The sequence below is a fragment of the Amycolatopsis sp. NPDC031561 genome, from assembly GCF_055580625.1.
Genome location: NZ_JBVILA010000017.1, coordinates 173,588 through 192,019, shown reverse-complemented (window position 1 = coordinate 192,019; position 18,432 = coordinate 173,588). Strand labels below are relative to the sequence as shown.

21 protein-coding genes and 1 riboswitch are annotated in these 18,432 nt (G+C 68.7%); of the genes, 7 read left to right on the top strand and 14 right to left on the bottom strand.

What is annotated here, in order from left to right; genetic code table 11:
- Positions 1–2,880, bottom strand: a complete 2,880-nt coding sequence (gene gcvP / locus ACZ5IK_RS29240; RefSeq protein ID WP_465490632.1) for an aminomethyl-transferring glycine dehydrogenase — start codon at positions 2,878–2,880, stop codon at positions 1–3.
- A 172-nt stretch (positions 2,881–3,052) separates the two neighbouring features.
- A riboswitch (glycine riboswitch) is annotated at positions 3,053–3,149 on the bottom strand.
- A 46-nt stretch (positions 3,150–3,195) separates the two neighbouring features.
- On the bottom strand, positions 3,196–3,777 hold the full coding sequence (locus ACZ5IK_RS29235) for a MerR family transcriptional regulator (protein WP_005150040.1): 582 nt from the start codon (positions 3,775–3,777) through the stop codon (positions 3,196–3,198).
- Between the two features lie 297 nt (positions 3,778–4,074).
- On the opposite strand from ACZ5IK_RS29235, the gene ACZ5IK_RS29230 reads away from it, so the two are divergent.
- Complete coding sequence (locus ACZ5IK_RS29230) at positions 4,075–4,689, top strand: TetR/AcrR family transcriptional regulator (protein WP_465490631.1); 615 nt, start codon at positions 4,075–4,077, stop codon at positions 4,687–4,689.
- A gap of 162 nt (positions 4,690–4,851) precedes the next feature.
- Here the strand turns inward: ACZ5IK_RS29230 and ACZ5IK_RS29225 are convergent, their stop codons facing one another.
- The 7 genes from ACZ5IK_RS29225 to ACZ5IK_RS29195 all read right to left on the bottom strand — a co-directional run bounded on the left by ACZ5IK_RS29225 (position 4,852) and on the right by ACZ5IK_RS29195 (position 8,856).
- On the bottom strand, positions 4,852–5,325 hold the full coding sequence (locus ACZ5IK_RS29225) for a bifunctional nuclease family protein (RefSeq protein ID WP_005150031.1): 474 nt from the start codon (positions 5,323–5,325) through the stop codon (positions 4,852–4,854).
- A gap of 218 nt (positions 5,326–5,543) precedes the next feature.
- Entirely contained in the window at positions 5,544–6,305 is a 762-nt protein-coding gene (ftsR, locus tag ACZ5IK_RS29220; protein WP_465490630.1) for a transcriptional regulator FtsR, read from the bottom strand.
- Complete coding sequence (gene garA, locus ACZ5IK_RS29215) at positions 6,302–6,769, bottom strand: glycogen accumulation regulator GarA (RefSeq protein ID WP_016334077.1); 468 nt, start codon at positions 6,767–6,769, stop codon at positions 6,302–6,304. The genes ftsR and garA overlap by 4 nt, the downstream gene beginning before the upstream one ends.
- A gap of 125 nt (positions 6,770–6,894) precedes the next feature.
- On the bottom strand, positions 6,895–7,278 hold the full coding sequence (gene gcvH / locus ACZ5IK_RS29210) for a glycine cleavage system protein GcvH (protein ID WP_465490629.1): 384 nt from the start codon (positions 7,276–7,278) through the stop codon (positions 6,895–6,897).
- An 88-nt stretch (positions 7,279–7,366) separates the two neighbouring features.
- A complete protein-coding gene (locus ACZ5IK_RS29205) occupies positions 7,367–7,978 on the bottom strand; it encodes a CDP-alcohol phosphatidyltransferase family protein (RefSeq protein WP_101607595.1) in 612 nt (203 codons plus the stop codon).
- Positions 7,979–8,015: 37 nt separating this feature from the next.
- The gene (locus ACZ5IK_RS29200) at positions 8,016–8,249 is read right to left on the bottom strand and encodes a hypothetical protein (RefSeq protein WP_465490628.1); all 234 of its coding nucleotides are present in this window, start codon (positions 8,247–8,249) and stop codon (positions 8,016–8,018) included.
- A 238-nt stretch (positions 8,250–8,487) separates the two neighbouring features.
- Positions 8,488–8,856, bottom strand: a complete 369-nt coding sequence (locus ACZ5IK_RS29195; protein WP_465490627.1) for a hypothetical protein — start codon at positions 8,854–8,856, stop codon at positions 8,488–8,490.
- Here ACZ5IK_RS29195 and ACZ5IK_RS29190 point away from each other — a divergent pair.
- Together ACZ5IK_RS29190 and ACZ5IK_RS29185 are read left to right on the top strand one after the other, a co-directional pair.
- Complete coding sequence (locus tag ACZ5IK_RS29190; RefSeq protein WP_465490626.1) at positions 8,849–9,067, top strand: hypothetical protein; 219 nt, start codon at positions 8,849–8,851, stop codon at positions 9,065–9,067. The two genes, ACZ5IK_RS29195 and ACZ5IK_RS29190, sit on opposite strands and share 8 nt — an antisense overlap.
- A 23-nt stretch (positions 9,068–9,090) precedes the next feature.
- Positions 9,091–9,468 (top strand): hypothetical protein, encoded by a 378-nt coding sequence (locus ACZ5IK_RS29185; protein WP_465490625.1) that lies wholly within the window; start codon positions 9,091–9,093, stop codon positions 9,466–9,468.
- 13 nt (positions 9,469–9,481) lie between these two features.
- On the opposite strand, the gene ACZ5IK_RS29180 is transcribed toward ACZ5IK_RS29185, so the two are convergent.
- Both ACZ5IK_RS29180 and ACZ5IK_RS29175 read right to left on the bottom strand, forming a co-directional pair.
- Positions 9,482–9,916: a hypothetical protein gene (locus ACZ5IK_RS29180; protein WP_465490624.1), complete on the bottom strand. Its 435-nt coding sequence runs from the start codon at positions 9,914–9,916 to the stop codon at positions 9,482–9,484.
- A gap of 18 nt (positions 9,917–9,934) precedes the next feature.
- The gene (locus ACZ5IK_RS29175; RefSeq protein ID WP_465490623.1) at positions 9,935–10,822 is read right to left on the bottom strand and encodes a hypothetical protein; all 888 of its coding nucleotides are present in this window, start codon (positions 10,820–10,822) and stop codon (positions 9,935–9,937) included.
- A 157-nt stretch (positions 10,823–10,979) separates the two neighbouring features.
- Between ACZ5IK_RS29175 and ACZ5IK_RS29170 the strand changes: the two genes are divergently transcribed.
- Genes ACZ5IK_RS29170 through ACZ5IK_RS29155 form a run of 4 tightly spaced genes read left to right on the top strand, consistent with a single transcriptional unit; the run spans position 10,980 to position 14,744 of the window.
- Positions 10,980–11,948, top strand: a complete 969-nt coding sequence (locus ACZ5IK_RS29170) for an adenylate cyclase (protein WP_465490622.1) — start codon at positions 10,980–10,982, stop codon at positions 11,946–11,948.
- A 2-nt stretch (positions 11,949–11,950) separates the two neighbouring features.
- The gene (locus ACZ5IK_RS29165) at positions 11,951–12,925 is read left to right on the top strand and encodes a hypothetical protein (RefSeq protein WP_465490621.1); all 975 of its coding nucleotides are present in this window, start codon (positions 11,951–11,953) and stop codon (positions 12,923–12,925) included.
- Positions 12,922–14,115 carry an adenylosuccinate synthetase gene (locus ACZ5IK_RS29160; RefSeq protein WP_465490620.1) on the top strand — a complete coding sequence of 398 codons (1,194 nt, stop codon included), beginning with the start codon at positions 12,922–12,924 and terminating at the stop codon, positions 14,113–14,115. Before ACZ5IK_RS29165 ends, ACZ5IK_RS29160 begins: the two co-directional genes overlap by 4 nt.
- Positions 14,112–14,744: an NUDIX hydrolase gene (locus ACZ5IK_RS29155; protein ID WP_465490619.1), complete on the top strand. Its 633-nt coding sequence runs from the start codon at positions 14,112–14,114 to the stop codon at positions 14,742–14,744. Before ACZ5IK_RS29160 ends, ACZ5IK_RS29155 begins: the two co-directional genes overlap by 4 nt.
- Before the next feature lie 4 nt (positions 14,745–14,748).
- Here the strand turns inward: ACZ5IK_RS29155 and ACZ5IK_RS29150 are convergent, their stop codons facing one another.
- The 3 genes from ACZ5IK_RS29150 to ACZ5IK_RS29140 all read right to left on the bottom strand — a co-directional run bounded on the left by ACZ5IK_RS29150 (position 14,749) and on the right by ACZ5IK_RS29140 (position 18,366).
- Positions 14,749–15,507, bottom strand: a complete 759-nt coding sequence (locus ACZ5IK_RS29150) for a D-Ala-D-Ala carboxypeptidase family metallohydrolase (protein ID WP_465490618.1) — start codon at positions 15,505–15,507, stop codon at positions 14,749–14,751.
- A gap of 273 nt (positions 15,508–15,780) precedes the next feature.
- Positions 15,781–17,484, bottom strand: coding sequence for an AMP-binding protein (locus ACZ5IK_RS29145; protein WP_465490617.1), 1,704 nt, complete (start codon positions 17,482–17,484; stop codon positions 15,781–15,783).
- 39 nt (positions 17,485–17,523) lie between these two features.
- A complete protein-coding gene (locus tag ACZ5IK_RS29140) occupies positions 17,524–18,366 on the bottom strand; it encodes a crotonase/enoyl-CoA hydratase family protein (RefSeq protein ID WP_465490616.1) in 843 nt (280 codons plus the stop codon).
- Between the last annotated feature and the right edge of the window lie 66 nt (positions 18,367–18,432).

Here is an 18,432-nt window from a genome sequence, read left to right as displayed (position 1 = left end):
TCAGGCGAAGGCCTCCGGCGGCGGGCAGGAGCAGACGAGGTTGCGGTCACCGGCAGCCCCGTCGATCCGCCGCACCGGAGGCCAGATCTTCGCCGCTGTGAAGCCGGCCGGGAAGATCGCGATCTCCCTGCTGTACGGGCGATCCCACTCACCCGCGAGGCAGCGCGCGGTGTGCGGGGCGTTGCGCAGCGGGCTCTCGGCCACCGGCCACTCCCCCGCCTCGACCTTCTCGATCTCGCCGCGGATCGCGATCATCGCGTCGCAGAACCGGTCGAGTTCGCCGAGGTCCTCGCTCTCGGTGGGCTCGACCATGAGCGTGCCCGCGACCGGGAAGGACATCGTCGGCGCATGGAGGCCGTAGTCGGCCAGCCGCTTGGCGACGTCGTCGACGGTGACGCCGGTCCGTTTGGTGAGCGCGCGGAGGTCGAGGATGCATTCGTGCGCGACCAGACCGTCGTGGCCGGAGTACAGCACCGGGTAGTGCTCCGCGAGGCGTTTGGCGACGTAGTTGGCGTTCGCGACCGCGGTCAGCGTCGCGCGCCTCAGGCCTTCCGCGCCCATCATCCGGACGTAGGCCCAGGAGATCGGCAGGATCGACGCGCTTCCCCACGGGGCGGCGCTGATCGGGCCCACTCCGGTGGCCGGGCCCGCGTCCGGCTGCAGCGGGTGGTTCGGCAGGTACGGCGCCAGATGCGCGCGGACGCCGATCGGGCCGATCCCGGGTCCGCCGCCGCCGTGCGGGATGCAGAAGGTCTTGTGCAGGTTGAGATGGGAGACGTCGGCGCCGAACCTGCCGTACTGCGCCACCCCGATCAGCGCGTTCAGGTTCGCGCCGTCGACGTACACCTGGCCGCCCGCGTCGTGCACCAGCGCGCAGACTTCGCGGACGGTGTCCTCGTACACGCCGTGCGTGGAGGGATAGGTGATCATGATCGCGGCCAGGTCGTCCGCGTGCTCGTCCACCGTGGACTTGAGGTGAGCGAGGTCGATGTTCCCCTCGTCGTCGCATTTCACGACGACCACCCGCATCCCGGCCATGATCGCGCTGGCCGCGTTCGTCCCGTGGGCGCTCGACGGGATCAGGCAGACGTCCCGCGCCGCGTTCCCGCGTTCGCGATGGTAGGCCCGGATCGCCAGCAGTCCGGCGAACTCGCCCTGGCTTCCGGCGTTCGGCTGCAGGGAAACCGCGTCGTAGCCGGTGATCCCGGCCAGCCACCGTTCCAGATCCTTCACGATGGTGAGCAGCCCTGCCGCGTCTTCCGCGGGCGCGAACGGGTGCAGGCCGGCGAACTCGGGCCAGGTGATCGGCTCCATTTCGGCCGTGGCGTTGAGTTTCATCGTGCAGGAACCGAGCGGGATCATGCTCCGGTCGAGTGCGACGTCCTTGTCGGACAACGCCCTCAGGTACCGCAGCAGTGCCGTTTCCGAGCGGTGCGTGTGGAAGACGGGATGCGTCAGGTAGTCGCTGGTGCGGCGCAGATCCGGCGGGAAGCCGTCGGCGGTGTCCGCGTCGAGTGAGTCCACATCGGACACCGCGACACCGAACGCCTTCCACACCAAGGAAAGATGCTCGCGGGTGGTCGTCTCGTCACACGCGACGGCGACGTGGTCCGCGTCCACCTGCCGGAGGTTGACGCCGAGTTCCCTCGCGGTGCCGACGACGCCGGTCGCGCGGCCGGGGACGGAGACCATGACGGTGTCGAAGAACTCGCAGTGCACGACGTCCACGCCGCTTTCGGCGAGCCCCGCCGCGAGCACGGTGGCCATCCGGTGCGCGCGGTTGGCGATGGCGCGCAGGCCTTCGGGACCGTGGTACACCGCGTACATCGAAGCGATGACGGCCAGGAGCACCTGTGCGGTGCAGATGTTGCTGGTCGCCTTTTCCCGGCGGATGTGCTGCTCGCGGGTTTGCAGGGCGAGCCGGTACGCGGGGGCGCCGTCGGCGTCCTTCGACACCCCGACGAGCCGGCCGGGCAACTGACGTTCGAGCCCCTGCCGGACGGCGAGGTACGCCGCGTGCGGGCCGCCGAAACCCATCGGGACACCGAATCGCTGCGTCGATCCGACCGCGACGTCGGCGCCGAGTTCACCCGGCGACCGCAGCAGGGTCAAGGCCAGCGGATCCGCGGCCATCACCACTGCCGCGCCCAGCGCCTTGGCCTCGGCGATGGTGTGGTCCCATTCCCGGACGACACCGGACGCGCCGGGATAGGACAGCAGCACTCCGTAGAAGTCGCCACCGAGGCCGAGTCCGGTGATGCCCTGGGACAGGTCGGCGGTCACCAGCTCGATGCCGAGCGGTTCAGCACGGGTGCGCAGGACCTCGATCGTCTGGGGCAGCGTGTCCTCGTCGACCACGAACCGGTTCGATTTCGCCTTGCCCGCCCGGCGGACCAGCGTCATCGCCTCCGCCGCGGCGGTCGCCTCGTCCAGCATGGACGCGTTCGCGATCGGCAGGCCGGTCAGGTCGGCCACCATGGTCTGGAAGTTGAGCAGCGCTTCGAGGCGGCCTTGCGAGATCTCCGGCTGATACGGCGTGTACGCGGTGTACCAGGCCGGGCTTTCCAGCACGTTCCGGCGGATCACCGGCGGGGTGACGGTGTCGTGGTAGCCGAGGCCGATCATCTGGACCATCGGCCGGTTGCGCGCGGCGAGCGCGCGGAGTTCGGCGAGCGCGGCCGTCTCGGTGGCGGGCGGAGGCAGCTCCAGCGGAGTCGCGGATTCCCGGAGCGACGCGGGGACGGCGCGCTCGGCCAGTTCGTCGAGGGAACCGACGCCGACGACGTCGAGGATGCGTGCGAGTTCCTCCGCGCCGGGACCGATGTGCCGGTCCGCGAAGGGGGTTCCGGATTCGAGCGCGGCCAGTGAAACGGGCTCCATCGGGGACCTCCCAAGACGCGGGGGTGGGGCCGGGACGGATTGTCCCTGGCCCTCCCCACTCTGTCCGTACCCCCGTGGGGGCGCCTGAGAGTTTCGCCCGTGGGTTGAGTCGGGCTTGCACCGTCGGCGGAGCCGCCAGGTGGTGACCTGACGATTCACTTTCCAGAGGCGTCTAGTCCGCGCGGTCCAGGGTGCCTGAGAGGTTCCGGGGAGGACTTGCTCCTTCGGCGCCGAGCCGTTATCGGCTCGGTCTCTCCCGCGCGGATTCGTCGACTGCGAAAGTGAGCCTACCCTGCCGCTCGCGCGGCTTCATGATCAGCCGGTGCGACGTGCGTTACGGCGCTGCGTGAGCTCGTCGGGCGTGACGGTTTCGATCACGCCGCCGTCGGCCCGCTCGGCCGGGAACTCGTGGATGGTCCCGCTGATCTCCTGCATCGCCCCGCTGACCGCGATGCCGAAAACGCCCTGCCCGCCCTGGAGTAAATCGACGATCTCTTCGGGCGAGGTGCACTCGTAGACGGTGGTGCCGTCGGAGAACAGGGTGACCTTGGCCAGATCGCGGACGCCGCGCAGGCGCAGGTGGTCGACGGCGACCCTGATGTTCTGCAAGGAGACACCTGTGTCCAGCAGCCGCTTGACGACCTTCAGGACGAGGATGTCCTTGAACGAGTAGAGCCGCTGCGAACCGGATCCGTGCGCCGTGCGGATGCTCGGCGCGACCAGCTTCGTGCGGGCCCAGTAGTCGAGCTGCCGGTACGTGATCCCGGCGATCTGACAGGCGGCGGGACCGCGGTAGCCGACGAGTTCGTCCGGGAGGGAAGAGTCGGGGAACAGCTCGCCCTGCTCGCCGTCAGCAACCGGAACGAGCGGCTCTTGAGGGCTACCAGCCTCGACCACGCCATGCCTCCCCTCGCCCGACCTGGCGGCCGGCGAACAAAGCCGCGCGGACCCACGTGAGTCCGCACCGGAGTTCATCGTCAAGACGGATGCCCCAGACATCCGAATCACACCTTGGCGATTTACCTCCATTGACGGTAAGCGCGTCCGGCAAGGCGGTCAACGCGACGCGCGGTCAACCTCAAGCTCTTCTTGAGGCTTGTCGGAAACAGTCCCCCGTTCGGCCGCGCGCTTGCCACTTTTACTCAGCCGTGTTATTTTTTACTCATGCAAGTAACTCCTTCCACCCAAAGCGCCATGCAAGAGGTGCAGGCGGAGCTCGGGCTGTCGGTCACCGAAGCCGCCCGGCGGGCCCAGATCGTCGGCGCCACGATCGCGACGATCTCCGATCTCGGCTACCACAAGACGTCGTTCGCGAAGATCAAGGAGCGGGCCGGGCTGTCCAGCACCCGGATCATCTCGTACCACTTCACCAACAAGGCCGGTCTGATGCAGGCCGTGGTCACCACCGCGACCGGGATGAAGGACAAGTTCCTCGAGGAGCGGATCCAGGGCACGACCGACCGGGCCGGGCTGCTGCGCGGGTACATCGAAGCGGAGATCGAGTTCCTCGGCTCGTACCCGGAGCTGGTGCGGGTCATGGTCGAGATGGCTTCGAGCGGATCGGACGCCGAAGGCTGGTTCATGTCGGCGCCGATCGTCGAAGAGTTCCGCACCGGCCGGCTGGAGCGCCAGCTGCGACAGGGACAGCAAGAAGGCGCTTTCGGCGACTTCTTGCCGGACGTGATGGCAATGTCGATCGCCCAGGCCGTCGACGGTGTCGCCGCGAAGTTCGCGGCGGATCCGAAGCTGGACCTGGAGCGGTACGGGCGGGAGCTGGCGGACCTGTTCACCCGGGCCACCGCCGTCTGACGCGCTTGGGCCTGCGAGTGTCATGAAAGGGGCTTTCAGGACGAATTTCGTCCTGAAAGCCCCTTTCATGACATCCGGCAGATCGCGACCGCGGTCCGCACGCACGAAGAAGGGGCGGCGCCACCGGCGCCGCCCCTTCTCGCAAGATCCCGGTTAGCGCGATTAAGTATCAGCGCCGCGGAAGTCCTCCGGCGAGACGGAGTCGAGGAACTCGCGGAACTTCTCGACCTCGTCCTCCTGCTCGTCGGGAATGATCAGGCCCGCTTCCTCCAGCACCGCGTCCACGGCGTGGATCGGAACCCCCACCCGCAGTGCCAGGGCGACCGAATCGCTCGGCCGCGCCGAAACCCGGATGTCCCCGTCGAAGACCAGCTCCGCGAAGAACGTGCCTTCCTTCAAGTCCGTGATGACAACCTGCTCCAGCTCACGGCCCAGCGCCCCGATGACCTCCTTGAGCAGGTCATGGGTGAGCGGACGGGCCGGGCGGACTCCCTGCTGCTCCAACGCGATGGCGGTGGCCTCGACCGAGCCGATCCAGATCGGCAGGTAACGCTCGCCTTCGGTTTCCCGTAGCAACAAGATCGGCTGATTCGCGGGTAGCTCCACCCGCACGCCGACGACGCGCATCTCGCTCATCGGGCTTCGCCTCCCTCTCGTGCGCACGGGCTGCAACGCTTGTCTTGACGATCAAGCGACGGCGATCCCGACGCTACCCGTCTTCCGAGCGCTGTGCTCGCTGTCCTGACATTCTCGGTTCGCCCGTGGCAAACCCAACTCTCACGGTACGGCATAGGGTGCCGAACATTCAGTCATTGACAAGTGGCCTCACAAGGGCTCCCGGTCCCCGGAGCCGCTCAGCCGCCCGTGACGGCGCGTATTCCGGCCTTCACCAAGAGCGTATGTAACGCCACGGTCAGTGCGGCGAGCTCGCGGACGACCTCGTCGCCCCTCGCCTGCGCGTCCTCGTCACGGTGCCGATACACCGGGGTCACGATCTGCTCCAGCAGCCCGACTTCGCGGTCGGCCGCGGCCCGGAAGGCACGCAGATGTCTCGGCTCGATACCGAATTCGGTCATCGCTTTCACGGTCTTCGCCACGAGGACCGCGTCGGGGTCGTAGAACCCCGCAGCGCCTGGGCGGACGAGACCATATTGCCGCAGCTCAGCCAAGGTACCGGCGTCGATGCCTGCCTGGCGGAGCAGATCTTCCACGGTCAGCCTGATCTCGCGATCGGTCTCGAAGTCCCCGGGGGACGGCAGTCCGCCGTTCTCCCCCGGGGCCTCGAGCGAAACGAGTTTCCGCGGTGGTTTGGGAGCCGCCGCCGAAGGCGCGGCACCCTGATCCGCCGCGTCGAGCTGTTCCTTGATGACCTTCAGCGGAAGATAGTGATCCCGCTGGGCGGACAGGACGAATCGCAACCGCTCCACGTCCGCCGGAGCGAACTGCCGGTACCCCGACGGGGTCCGGCCCGGCTGGACCAGACCTTCCGCTTCGAGGAACCGGATCTTGGAGATGGTGACGTCGGGGAAGTCGCCGCGCAGTTGTGCCAGCACGGCCCCGATGCTCAACCCATCGCGCTGCGACGCATCCCGATCAGGCCGCCCGGCCGCCGTCACCGTGCCCCCTGGCCCCCGGAACCCGGGCCGGTCAGGAAGACCAGGCGGAACTTGCCGATCTGCACCTCGTCGCCACCGGCGAGGACGGCCTGGTCGACCGGCTCGCGGTTGACGTAGGTGCCGTTGAGGCTGCCGACGTCGATGACGACGAACTCGCCACCCTCACGGCGGAACTCGGCGTGCCGCCGGGAAACCGTGACGTCGTCGAGGAAGATGTCGCTGTCCGGGTGTCGTCCCGCACTGGTGGTGTCGCGGTCCAGCAGGAAGCGCGAACCCGCGTTCGGGCCACGCTTGACGACCAGCAGCGCGGAACCCGCGGGCAGCGCGTCCACACCCTGGACGGGGGCCTCGGCAGCCGGAGGAGCCTCAGTGCCTTCGACGTCGGCCAGGAAGTCGGCCCGGAAGACAGAAGTCCGCTCCGGAGACTGCTCCGGGGGAACGCCGGGCCCGTCGTTCGTGCTCACCTGAGCTCTCCTAACGCATGTGTGTTGCCACTACTCAAGAACGTGCAGAGGTCAAACGTACCGTGCCTGATCGAATCTCCGGTCCGCGGCTCCCCCTACTCTCACGGGAGGGCCGCGGCCTGCGGCTATTCCTTGATCAGCGCCTGGTACGCCTCGGCCTCGAGCAGCGAATCGACCGAGCTCGCGTCGTCGAGACGGAGCTCGACCAGCCAGCCCTCACCATAGGGGTCGCTGTTGATCAGTTCGGGCGACTCGGCCACCGCGTCGTTGACCGCGACCACCTCGCCGTCGAGCGGGGCGAACAGCTCTGAAACGCTCTTGGTGGACTCGACCTCGCCGAAGGCGTCGCCCGAGCCGACCTGCTTGCCGACCTCGGGGAGGTCGACGAACACCACGTCACCGAGCTGGTCCTGGGCGTACTCCGTGATGCCCATGCGCACGAGCCCTCCGTCGCGTACGGAGACCCACTCGTGCTCCTCGGTGTAGCGCAGTTCTTCTGGAGTGGACAACGCCGCTCCCCTTTCTCATGCCCTCGCTCGAATCCGACGCGCGCAGTTTCGCATCCCGCCGGGGCACGCGCCCGGCGCCTCCCGCTAGCTAGCCGCGATCGGCGGATCGCAGGGCCCGCACTGTCTGGACGACGTACAACACGCCCGAATAGACGTACAGGACCGCGCCCCACGCCGTGAAGGCGTACCCGATCGGACGCGCGAACGCGGCGATGTCGGATCCGCCTTGGGTGAGCAGCAGGAACGGGAAGGCGTACATCAGTACGAAGGTGGCGCCCTTGCCGATGTAGGTGACCTCCGGCGGGGCGAACCCGCGATGCCGCAGCAGCAGCACGCAGACCCCCAGCACCGCCTCGCGGGCGACCAGCGGGACCACCACCCACCACGGGACGATGTCGCGGATCAGGAAGGCGATGAGGGTCGCGAGGATGTAGAGCCTGTCCGCGGCGGGGTCGAGCAGCTGACCGAGCCGCGACATCTGGTTGAGCCAGCGGGCGAGTTTGCCGTCGAGCCAGTCGGTGAGCGCGCTGAACACGAGCAGCGCGAACGCCCAGCCGTCCTCCTTCGGGCCGAGGAGCAGCCACAGGAAGACCGGCACCCCGGCGAGCCGGAGGATCGAAAGCATGTTGGGAACGTTCAGGGCCTGCCGCAGCAAAGACGGCTCTTCGCTGGTCACGCTCGGTTCGGGGGGCGTACTCACCCGCTCAGCCTATCCAGCGGCGGCAGGTCCTCCCGCGTCAGCTGGCCCGGGTGTGGCTCCAGCCGCGGCGTTGCAGGTCCGCGCTGGTCAGCGCCACGGGCCTGCCCCGATGGTCGGTACCCATCCAGCGGGTGTGCCCGGAGGAACTTTCCAGGACGTACGGGCGGCCGCCGCACCAGACGACGGTGCACGGTGCCGTGGGTGGCAGCTCCGTGCTCGCCGGCGCGGTGGCCTCGAATGACGCGGGGTCGTTCTGTTCGTCGGTCTTCATCGCTCTCACGGTTTCGGTGACGGGGACTGGGACACGCCGGAGCGCTACCTTTGTTTTCGGCAGAACAGGGCCCGGCGTTAACGCCCGGGCGCCGGATTCGTCCGATCGGTTCGCGACGACAGCAGGGTGTTGTCACGGCGTGAACGGCATGTTAATTGTCCACAATGGACAGTGATTGGGCGGTCCTCGCGTACCGTCGCGCCGTCGGCGCGATAACCTCCCGCGAATCGAACGTGGCTCAATGCCACGGCATCGGGCTCGCCCAGGTCAGAATGGGCAGGCCAGGAACGGCCGACGAAAGGATCGCCTTGCCCGTCTCGACGACCACGGGAACGTGGCGGCGCCTGTTCGCGATCTGTGCCGCCGCGGGAACGCTCGCCGCCTGTTCGGGCGAAGATCCGCCACCGCCTGTCACCTCCATGTCGGTCTCGCCGCCCGCGCCCCTTTCGAACATCTCCAGCGCGCCGGTACCGCCGATCCCGTCGCAGACCGCGCCGAGTCCGTCCACTGCCCCGAAACCCGCCCCCAAACCCAAACCCGCTGAACCGGTACAGGGTTCGTGCGGCACGGTCACCGCGGCGAGCGGATTGACCCTCCAGGTGCTCAACGGCCCCGGGGTCTCCTGCGCGGACGCGACCGGGATCGTCGGCTCGTTCCACAAGACGATCGCCGGCCGCCAGTCCGCGGGTTCGGACGAGCCCGTGAGCGAGACCGTCGACGGGTGGCTGTGCGTCTCCGGCGCACCCGCCGCCCAGGGCGGCACCAGTTGCAGCAAGGGCGATCAGAACGTGTTCGCCGCCGTCGTCCCCGTCGAATGAACCATCCCCGAGAAGAAGGGCCCATGAAGAGCCTCGCCGTACTTCCCGCCGCGCTCGCCGTCGTCCTGCTGAGCGGCTGCGGCGCCGATCCCGCCCCGTCGGCCGCACAGGCCCCGTCCTCCCCCGCCGTCACACCGGCACCAGCCGGAACACCGTGCGGCGAGGTCGCCGGACTCCAGGGCGCGAAGAACAAGGTCGTCGCCCACGGGAAGACCGACTGTGCCGAAGCGACACAGGTCTTCACGGACTACTTCACCAAGTTGACCCCCGCCGAAGCCGCTTCGCCGCAGGGCCCCGGGCCGGTGGTGATCGGCGCCTGGACGTGCGGGAGCGGGCCGAACGATCCGGTGACCAGTTGTTCGACCGAGGACGAGCGGCAGATCGAAGCGACGCGGGTCTGAGCGTCGGGCGGCGTCAGTCCTCCTGACGCCGCCGGACCGCGTCCAGCCGGTACAGGACGCCGAGGCCGATCGCCAGGCCCAGCAGCACCACGCCGAACAGGCCGACCATCGACATCCTCCAGATCAGCGCGGACTTCGACCGGTAGACGAATCCGTCCCCGGCGAAGATCCTGTCGCCCTCCGCGGCCTTGTCGCCCTCGATGCGCCCGCGACCGGTGCTCCCGTCGTCGAACCGCCATTCCCCCGAACAGTAGGGAATCTGACCGCTCATCGGCGCTCCCTCCTCGGTACACCCCGAGATCCCGGTGACCGCGACTTCCTCGCCGGTGTTCAGCTCACCAACGTGAGCACCGAAGTATCCCCAGGCGACACACAGCAGGAAGACGTACGGGACCACGGCCAACAGCGCCCGGAAGAGAATCCTGGAATTCTTTGGCTTCCCCGGCACGGAATTCCTTTCCTCTGGTCACTGAAGCGTCAGCAGGACTTCCCGCTCGAGTTTGCCGACGAGGAGGTACTCGGGCCGGTATCCGGGCGGGACCACGAAACAGACGAGACCCGCGGTGCCGTCGAAAGCACCGGGAGCGCCCGCGCAATCCTTGACGCGTTCCGGTTCACCGTGTTCGTCGGCCGACAGCTCCAGTGCCGTGTCGCCGAAGCGCGAAGCCTCGATCCGCAAGGTGAGTACGTGGAATCCGCTCAACCACGCTTCAGCTCCCTCGGGCGGTCCGGGCCTGCTGTCGAGCACACGCACGGACGCCTCCCCGGATACGGCGGTCTGTCCACGGGCGAACACCGGCGGCGGCCCCCATAAGTCGCGACGGAGTTCCCAGAAATTCGGGACCGGTTCGGCCACTTCACCGTAGGCCGTCCCGCCGAACCCGACCGGCGTCAGCACGACGAACGCGGCGAAGGCCAGCCCGGCGAGGAACGGCGGCGCCTTCCGCACGACCCCCGGTCTCGCCACTTTGACCAGCACGATGGCCGCGAGCGCCAGGAGCGCCCAACCGAGGGACATCGCCGTGATCTTCTCCCACGGATGGTGGGCTTCCACGACGTCGGTAGCCCCGCGCACGGACAACACCCGGTCCGTCACCGACGAAAGCCGGGCGACCACCGGATCAGCGAGGCCGAACGTGTCCCGTGTCGGCAATCCGATCGCGCGGCCGTCTTCGGCGATCGCCAGGACGTCGTAGCTGGTACGCGGACCGTGCTGTCCTTCGCTGGTCGTGGAGTTCCACTCGGAGATCACCGCGCGCACGTCGTACGTGCCGGCCAAACCCTCGACGGTCCACCGCCCGGCGAAGGCCGCGACGGTTCCCCAGACGATCCCGATCACGAACGCGATGATCATCGTGTTCGTACGCTGCCCGTCTTTCCGATCCGGTTCGAGGAAGACCACCAACACCCCCTGTTCGGCTCGCTCATTCCATTGTCCGAAGCCGCCGCGCGGCACGGGATTTGTACCCACCCCCTTGCGGACCGAAGTAAGAGTCGTCTAGACTCAAACCATGCTCACCAGGGACGACGCCGTGACGACGATCGAGAACACGGTCGACGCGGCCACTCTGTTCGCCCGCCACCGCTACCGCGAATTGGCGGCCGCGCTCCATCCCGACCGGAATCCCGGCGACCCTCGCGCCCATAAGGCGGCCGCCACCCTCAATCGCCTCTATGCCGACTGGAAGCAATCCCGGCACCAGACGGTCACCACCGCCACGGCGGCTTACACCCTCACCACTCCGCACGCCGTGGGCAGTGTCGCGACGACCTATCGCACCACCGGCCCCCACCTGGTCAAAATCGTGCGCGACCCGGCGCTCAACCCGCTGATCCACGCCGAGTGGGCGGCGCTGCGCACGCTCGACGGATTCACCGAACGGCACCGCTGGCTGCGCCCGTACTACCCCCGGCTGCTCGACACCTCGGGCCCGGTGGCGCGGGGCGACCGCGCGTTCAGCGTCCTCGACCCGCTCGTCGACGGGTTCACCACCCTCGCCGACATCGGGAAGGCCTTCCCGGACGGTCTCGACGGCCGCGACTACGCCTGGATGCACCGGCGCCTGCTGCGCGCCGTGGCCGGCGCGCACCGCGCGGGTGTCGTCCATGGCCATCTCACCGCGGACAACGTGCTGGTCCACCCAGGACAGCACGGCATCGTCCTGGCCGGCTGGTCCTTCGCCGTCGAGGACGGTGTGCTCCCGCTGGCGGCGGACAAGTCCGTCGACTACCCGCCCGAAGTCCACAAGGGACTGCCGATGACCGCGGCCACCGACGTCCACATGCTGCACAAGGTGATGCTTTCGCTGCTGGCACCACGGGAAACCCGTCAACGCGAGTTCGCCACGTGGTGCACCCAGGAAGCCCCGGGACAGCGGCCCGACGCCGCCGATCTGCTCGACGAGTACGACAACCTGCTCGGCGAGCTGTACGGCCCTCGCACCTTCCGACCGTTCATCATCCCCGAGACAGGAGCTTGATCATGGGACACGGACACTGGGACGACAACGCCTACGCCGCCGCGAAGACCTTCCGCGCGGCCAAGGGCGAGGACGATTTCGGCTACAGCGCCGGTCTCCGCAAGAAGCCCGCTTCCGCGTGGAAGGTCGCGGCCGCGCTCGACCCGAAGAACGCCGTCCGGGAGTGCCGGGATTCGGCCGACCACGCCGATTCGACGCCGATCGCCGTGCTGTTCGACGTCACCGGCTCGATGCGCCGGGTGCCGCGGATCATGCAGGGCAAGCTCGGCAAACTGCACGGCCTGCTGAAGCGCCGGGGCTATCTGACCGACCCGCAGGTCCTGTTCGGCGCGATCGGCGACGCCGACAGCGACCGGGTGCCCCTGCAGATCGGGCAGTTCGAATCGGACAACCGGATGGACGAGCAGCTGCGCACGATCTTCCTCGAAGGTGGCGGCGGCGGGCAGAAGAGCGAGTCCTACGAACTGGCCGCCTACTTCATGGCCAGGCACGTGGTCACCGACGCGTGGCAGAACCGCGGCCGCAAGGGATACCTGTTCCTCATCGGCGACGAGCTGAACAAGCCCGCGCTGGAGGCCCGCCACATCCGCCGGGTGATCGGCGACGACGTGCGGGAGGACATCGACCCCGCGTCGGTGTACCGGGAGCTGGCCCGTAAGTGGAACGTCTACTTCGTCCTGCCGAACCAGTCGTCGTACTACAACGACCCGGAGATCGGCGAGCACTGGAGCGGCCTGCTCGGCCAGAACTTCCTCAAACTCGACGACCCCGGCGCGGTGTGCGAACTGATCGCGGCCACGATCGGACTGGAGGAGCAGGTCGTCGACGTGGACAGGGCCCTCGCCGACCTCGCGGACGTCGGTTCGGCCGCCGAAAGCGCGGCGGTGGGTAAGGCGCTGGCGAGGCTGGGCACCAAAACGGTCGTCACCTCGGCGGTCCCCGAACCGGGTGGCCCGAGCGACGTGGTGCTGCGATGAGCCTCCTGGACGGGCATGTGGTGGTGGTCGGGCTCGGCTTCGGCGACGAAGGCAAGGGAGCCGTGGTCGACGCGCTCTGCGCTGACCGGCCGACCACCGCCGTCGTCCGCTTCAACGGGGGCGCGCAGGCCGCGCACAACGTCGTCGCGGACGGGCGGCACCACACGTTCAGCCAGTTCGGGGCGGGCACGTTCGCCGGCGTGCCCACCCACTTGTCGCGGTTCGTCCTGGTCGAGCCGTTCGCGCTGGCGGCGGAAGCCCGGCAGCTCGAAACCGACGGCGTCCGGAATCCGCTCTCGCTGCTGAGCGTGGACGGCCGGGCCCTGCTCACGACCCCGTTCCACATTTACGCCAACCGGGCGCGGGAACAGGCTCGCGGCGCCGGCCGGCACGGCTCGTGCGGAAAGGGCATCGGCGAGACCGTCTGGTACTCGCTGCTGTCCGGGGCAGGTCCGGGCGAGGTGGTGGAGAACCAGGAGGTGATCGGGACACCGGGTGACGCGCCGACGGTCGCCGACTGCGCCCGGCCGTCGGTGCTGCGGCGCAAGCTCGACGCGCTCGCCCGGTTCTACGCCCCGCTCGCCACCCCGTCACACGACGTGGACGCCCTGGTGACGCTGTACCGCGACTTCGCGGACGCGGTGCGGATCACCGACGGGGACGAGACCGGACGGCTCGCGGACTCCGGGCGGCTGGTTTTCGAGGGAGCGCAGGGGGTTCTCCTCGATCAGCACCACGGGTTCCACCCGCATACGACCTGGTCCACCACCACCCCGCACAACGCGCGTGAACTGCTGGGCGGCCGCCGTCACGCCGTTCTGGGTGTCACGCGGACCTACCTGACCAGGCACGGCGCGGGGCCGCTTCCCACCGAGTCCGCCTCGGTGCTCGCCCGCTTTCCCGAGGCGCACAACGACACCGGCGAATACCAGGGCGCGTGGCGGGCGGGCCATCTCGACGAGGCGCTGCTGGACTACGCGATCGCGGCCTGCGACGGCGTGGACGCGCTCGCGGTGACCCATCTCGACGCGACCGGATTGCGGGTCGTGCCCGCTGACGGCTCCCCCGCCGTCGGGCTGCCGGACCCCTTGGCGTGGTTCGGCGCCCGGCTGCCGGTGGCCGTCACGGGATACGGCCCCGACAGGGCCGGTTACCGGGTCGCGGCGGCAAGGTCGACAATCAACGCGTGATCGAGTCGACGCCGGTGTCCGTGGACGTGCTCGTGGTGAGGTTCGCTCCCGGCACGAGGACCGTGCTGCTGGGAATCGCGCCACGGGGCGCCGAACCGTTCGAAGGGGAGCTCGCGCTGCCCGGGGTCTTGCTCGGGTGCGGGGAGCGGTTGCGGGACGCGGCGAGCCGGGCGGTGGTCACCAAACTGGGGCTGCCCTCGGACGCGCTCTCGGCGACGGGGCAGCTCACCACCTTCGACGAGCCGAACCGTGACCCCCGGGGACCCACGCTCTCCGTCGCCTTGTGGGCCACCACGGATCCCGCACTCGATGTTCCGGGGAACGTGGTGTGGACGCCGCTGGACGCGGTCCCCCCGCTGGCGTTCGACCATGACCGGATCGTGGCGGACTGCCGTCCGCTGCTGGCCGAGCGGCTCTGGCGGGACGTCGCCTTCACCGCCGGGCTGCTGGGGCCGCTTTTCACCACGGCACAAGCGCTGGACGCGACCGAGGCGCTGACCGGGGACCGCCCCTATCCGGCCAATCTCGGCCGGACCATGGAGCGGGTCCCCGGGCTGCGGCGGACCACCGAACACGCGGCCGCCCTCCCCAAGGGAGGACGGCCGCCGTCGTTGTGGCGCTGGGAGTGACGGATCAGATCCCGCAGGAGGACGCCGACCAGAACCGGCTGGACCGGTGCGCCACGTGGGTGTGATCGCTGTGGCCCGGGTAGCCCGGGCCGAGGATCTCACTGAACCCGTGGTTGCGGGCCTGCTGCGCCAGCGCGCAGAAGCCCTGCGCGCCCGCGCCGAGGTCGACCGCGTCGCCGTAGAGATGACGGCTGGCGGCCGCCCCGCCGACCGCGTTGTTGCAGGGGACGCTGCGGAAGCCGCCGTTGACCGCGATCGGCCGGTCGCCCATGGCGTGCCGCATCGCCTGCAGCTTCCACATCGAGACCAGCGCGTTGGCCTTCGCCGTCGCGGCCGGGACGTTGCCGCCCGACCAGTCGGAGTTGCACCGGTTCAGCTCGGCGTAGGTGAAGTTGACCGGCGTGCAGTCGTCGTCCTGCAACGCGTAGATCTTCGTGAACGTGGCCGACCCGGCGACGCCGTCCGCGCCCAGCCCGTACGCCTGCTGGAACCGGGTGACCGCGGCCTTGGTCCCCGCGCCGAACTGGCCGTCGATGGCCAGTACGCCGCCGAAACCGGGATAACCGGCCACGCGGATCTGCAACTGACGGACGTCCTCACCGGACGCGCCCTCGGACAGCGTGCGTCCCCAGGAGTAACAGGCGTCGGCGACGGACACGTCTCCCGCCGTCACCGGGCCGGGATCGGCGGCGGCCGGAGCGGCCACCGCGGTACCGAGGCCGGCCACGAGGGCGAGCATCGGCAGTAAAAGACGAATGCGCATGACAGGAACACCTTTCAAGGCAGGGAAGGTGAGAGACCCGTGACCCCCACGGGTTGTCAACGATTCACTGCCTCGGATGCTAACGCGGTTCCGGGTACCGCACTGTGGGTCGTTCGACCCACACGGCCCGCGCGGACGGAGTGGCTGGTGTGTCCGGTGAGGCGTCGGTCCAGGTGGTCGCCTGAAGCGCGTGAAGGCCCCCTTCCCTCGGCTGAGCCGAGGGAAGGGGGCCTTCACGGGAAATCTCCAGCGCGCCGGAAAGCGTGGGGTGACTCAGCCTTTCAGCTGCGGAAAGTCTTCCTCGCGGAACTCCCCCGCCGGCCGTTCGGCCGCGTCGTTCTCGCGGCCCCGCAGCTCGACCCGCCGGATCTTGCCGGAGATCGTCTTCGGCAACTCCGCGAACTCCAGCCGCCGGATCCGCTTGTACGGTGCGAGATGCTCCCGGCAGAACGCCAGAATGGACTCCGCGGTCGAGGCGTCCGGCGAATGTCCATCGGCGAGGACGACGTACGCCTTCGGCACCGCGAGCCGGATCGGGTCGGGAGCCGGGACCACGGCCGCTTCGGCGACCGCGTCGTGTTCCAGCAGGACACTTTCCAGTTCGAACGGCGAGATCCGGTAGTCCGACGCCTTGAAGACGTCGTCCGTGCGGCCCACGTAGGTGATGTAGCCGCGTTCGTCGACCGAGCCGACGTCACCGGTGTGGTAGAAGCCGTTCGCGAAGGCCGCGGCGGAGCGCTCGTCGTCGTCCGCGTAGCCGGTCATCAGTCCGACAGGGCGCTTGTCGAGGTCGAGGCAGATCTCGCCCTCCTGCGCGCGTTCACCGGTGACGGGATCCACGAGCGCGACGGTGAAACCGGGCAGCGGGCGGCCCATCGATCCCGGCACGACGTCCTGCCCGGGGGTGTTGGCGATCTGGACACTGCTCTCGGTCTGCCCGAAACCGTCGCGAATCGTGACGCCCCAAGCCTTTTCGACCTGGTCGATCACTTCGGGATTGAGCGGTTCGCCCGCGCCGACGACCTTGGACGGCGGCGTCTTCAACACGGTCAGATCCGCCTGAATGAGCATTCGCCACACCGTCGGCGGGGCGCAGAAGCTGGTGATGCCGCACCGTTCCATCTGCGCCATCAGGGAAACCGCGTCGAACCGCGCGTAGTTGTAGAGGAACACCGTCGCCTCGGCGTTCCACGGCGCGAAAACATTGCTCCACGCGTGTTTCGCCCAGCCCGGCGAGGAGATGTTGAGATGGACATCGCCCGGTTCGAGGCCGATCCAGTACATTGTGGACAGATGGCCGACCGGATACGAGACCTGGGTGTGCTGCACCAGTTTCGGCTTCGCGGTGGTACCCGAGGTGAAGTACAGCAGGAGCGGGTCTTCCGCAGCCGTCGGGCCGTCGGGAGTGAAGGCGTCCGCTTCCTCATAGGCGTCCACGAAGGACTGCCAGCCCTCGACCGGTTCACCCACGGCGATCCGGGTGTAGTCGCCGCCGACGTTCTCGAACTTGTGCGCGTCGACGGAACGGATCACCACGTGTTTCGCCGCGCCCCGCTCGACCCGGTCGGTGAGGTCCACCGGGCCGAGCAAGGTCGAGGCCGGGATGATGACCGCGCCCAGTTTGATCGCGGCGAGGATGGTCTGCCACAGCTCGCCCTGGTTGCCCAGCATGAGGATCAGCCGGTCGCCCCTGGCCACGCCGAGCGAACGCAGCCAGTTCGCGACCTGGTTGGACCGGCGCGCCATCTCCGGGTAGGTCCAGCGGTTCTCGATGCCGCTCTCTTCGACGATCCACAGCGCGTACCGGTCCTGATTGGCCGGATCGGCCGCGACGACGTCGAACCAGTCCAGCGCCCAGTTGAATTCGGCGGGCCGGGGCCAGGTGAAGTCACGATAGGCGGTTTCGTAGTCCTCGCGATGGGTCTGCAGGTAGTCCCGTGCCTCGCGGAACGTGCGGTGTGCCTCCGAAGCGCTCACGATCGTCCTCCTGGTCCGCTGGTTGGCCGCCGGTTCTTTCTACTCTCCCTTGAACTCGGGCGCGCGGCGCTCGAGGAAGGCCTGCACGGCCTCGCCGAGGTCCTTGCTGGGCAGGAACGCCGCGTTCCAGGCCGAGACGTAGCGCAGGCCATCGGCGACCTGACGTTCGGTGTTGGCCGAGAGGACGTTCTTGGTGCCCTGCACGACCAGCGGCGGGTTCGTGGCGATCTCCCCGGCCAGCTTGCGAGCCTCGGCCAGCAGCGTGTCCTGATCCGCGTGGACGTCGTTGACCAGGCCGATCTTCTCCGCGCGGGCCGCGTCGATGTCCTTGCCGGTCAACGCCAGTTCGCGCAGGTGTCCTTCGCCGATGATCGGCGCGAGCCGCTGCAGGCTGCCGAGGTCGGCCACGATCGCGACCTTGACCTCGCGCACGCTGAACTTGGCGTCCGCGCTCGCCAGGCGGATGTCGGCCGCCGCGATCACGTCGACGCCACCGCCGATGCACCAGCCGGAAATAGCCGCGATGACCGGTTTGCGACATTCGGCGATCGACGACACGCTCGCCTGAAGGGTCTTGACCTCGTCGAGGAACTTCGTCCGCGGGCCCGCGAGCGCATCGCCGCCGAGCATTTCGCCCCAGCTCGGCATCATCGCCGGCAGGTCGAGCCCGTAGGAGAAATGCTTGCCGCTGCCGGTCAGCACGACCGCCCTGACCTGCGGGTCCGCGTCGAGGGCGCGGAAGACGATCGGCAGCTCACGCCAGAAATCGGGGCCCATCGCGTTGCCCTTGGACGGACCGAGCAGCGTCACTTCGGCGACGTGCCCGTCGATCTCCACCTTGAGCGAAACGAGATCGGGAAGACTGTCAGCTGTAGCGGTCATGAGGTCATCTTGACTCATCTGGTTGACAGGCTGCCAACGGCCACTGTGCCACGGTGGTCACGAGAT

Bases quoted from the DNA above. Each gene is read 5' to 3' on its own strand.
- ACZ5IK_RS29160 (WP_465490620.1), top strand. From the start codon at position 12,922: ATGAGCCTCCTGGACGGGCATGTGGTGGTGGTCGGGCTCGGCTTCGGC.
- ACZ5IK_RS29175 (WP_465490623.1), bottom strand. From the start codon at position 10,822: ATGATCATCGCGTTCGTGATCGGGATCGTCTGGGGAACCGTCGCGGCC.
- ACZ5IK_RS29165 (WP_465490621.1), top strand. From the start codon at position 11,951: ATGGGACACGGACACTGGGACGACAACGCCTACGCCGCCGCGAAGACC.
- ACZ5IK_RS29185 (WP_465490625.1), top strand. From the start codon at position 9,091: ATGAAGAGCCTCGCCGTACTTCCCGCCGCGCTCGCCGTCGTCCTGCTG.
- ACZ5IK_RS29230 (WP_465490631.1), top strand. From the start codon at position 4,075: ATGCAAGAGGTGCAGGCGGAGCTCGGGCTGTCGGTCACCGAAGCCGCC.
- ACZ5IK_RS29150 (WP_465490618.1), bottom strand. From the start codon at position 15,507: ATGCGCATTCGTCTTTTACTGCCGATGCTCGCCCTCGTGGCCGGCCTC.
- ACZ5IK_RS29225 (WP_005150031.1), bottom strand. From the start codon at position 5,325: ATGAGCGAGATGCGCGTCGTCGGCGTGCGGGTGGAGCTACCCGCGAAT.
- ACZ5IK_RS29170 (WP_465490622.1), top strand. From the start codon at position 10,980: ATGCTCACCAGGGACGACGCCGTGACGACGATCGAGAACACGGTCGAC.
- gcvP (WP_465490632.1), bottom strand. From the start codon at position 2,880: ATGGAGCCCGTTTCACTGGCCGCGCTCGAATCCGGAACCCCCTTCGCG.
- ACZ5IK_RS29140 (WP_465490616.1), bottom strand. From the start codon at position 18,366: ATGACCGCTACAGCTGACAGTCTTCCCGATCTCGTTTCGCTCAAGGTG.
- ACZ5IK_RS29200 (WP_465490628.1), bottom strand. From the start codon at position 8,249: ATGAAGACCGACGAACAGAACGACCCCGCGTCATTCGAGGCCACCGCG.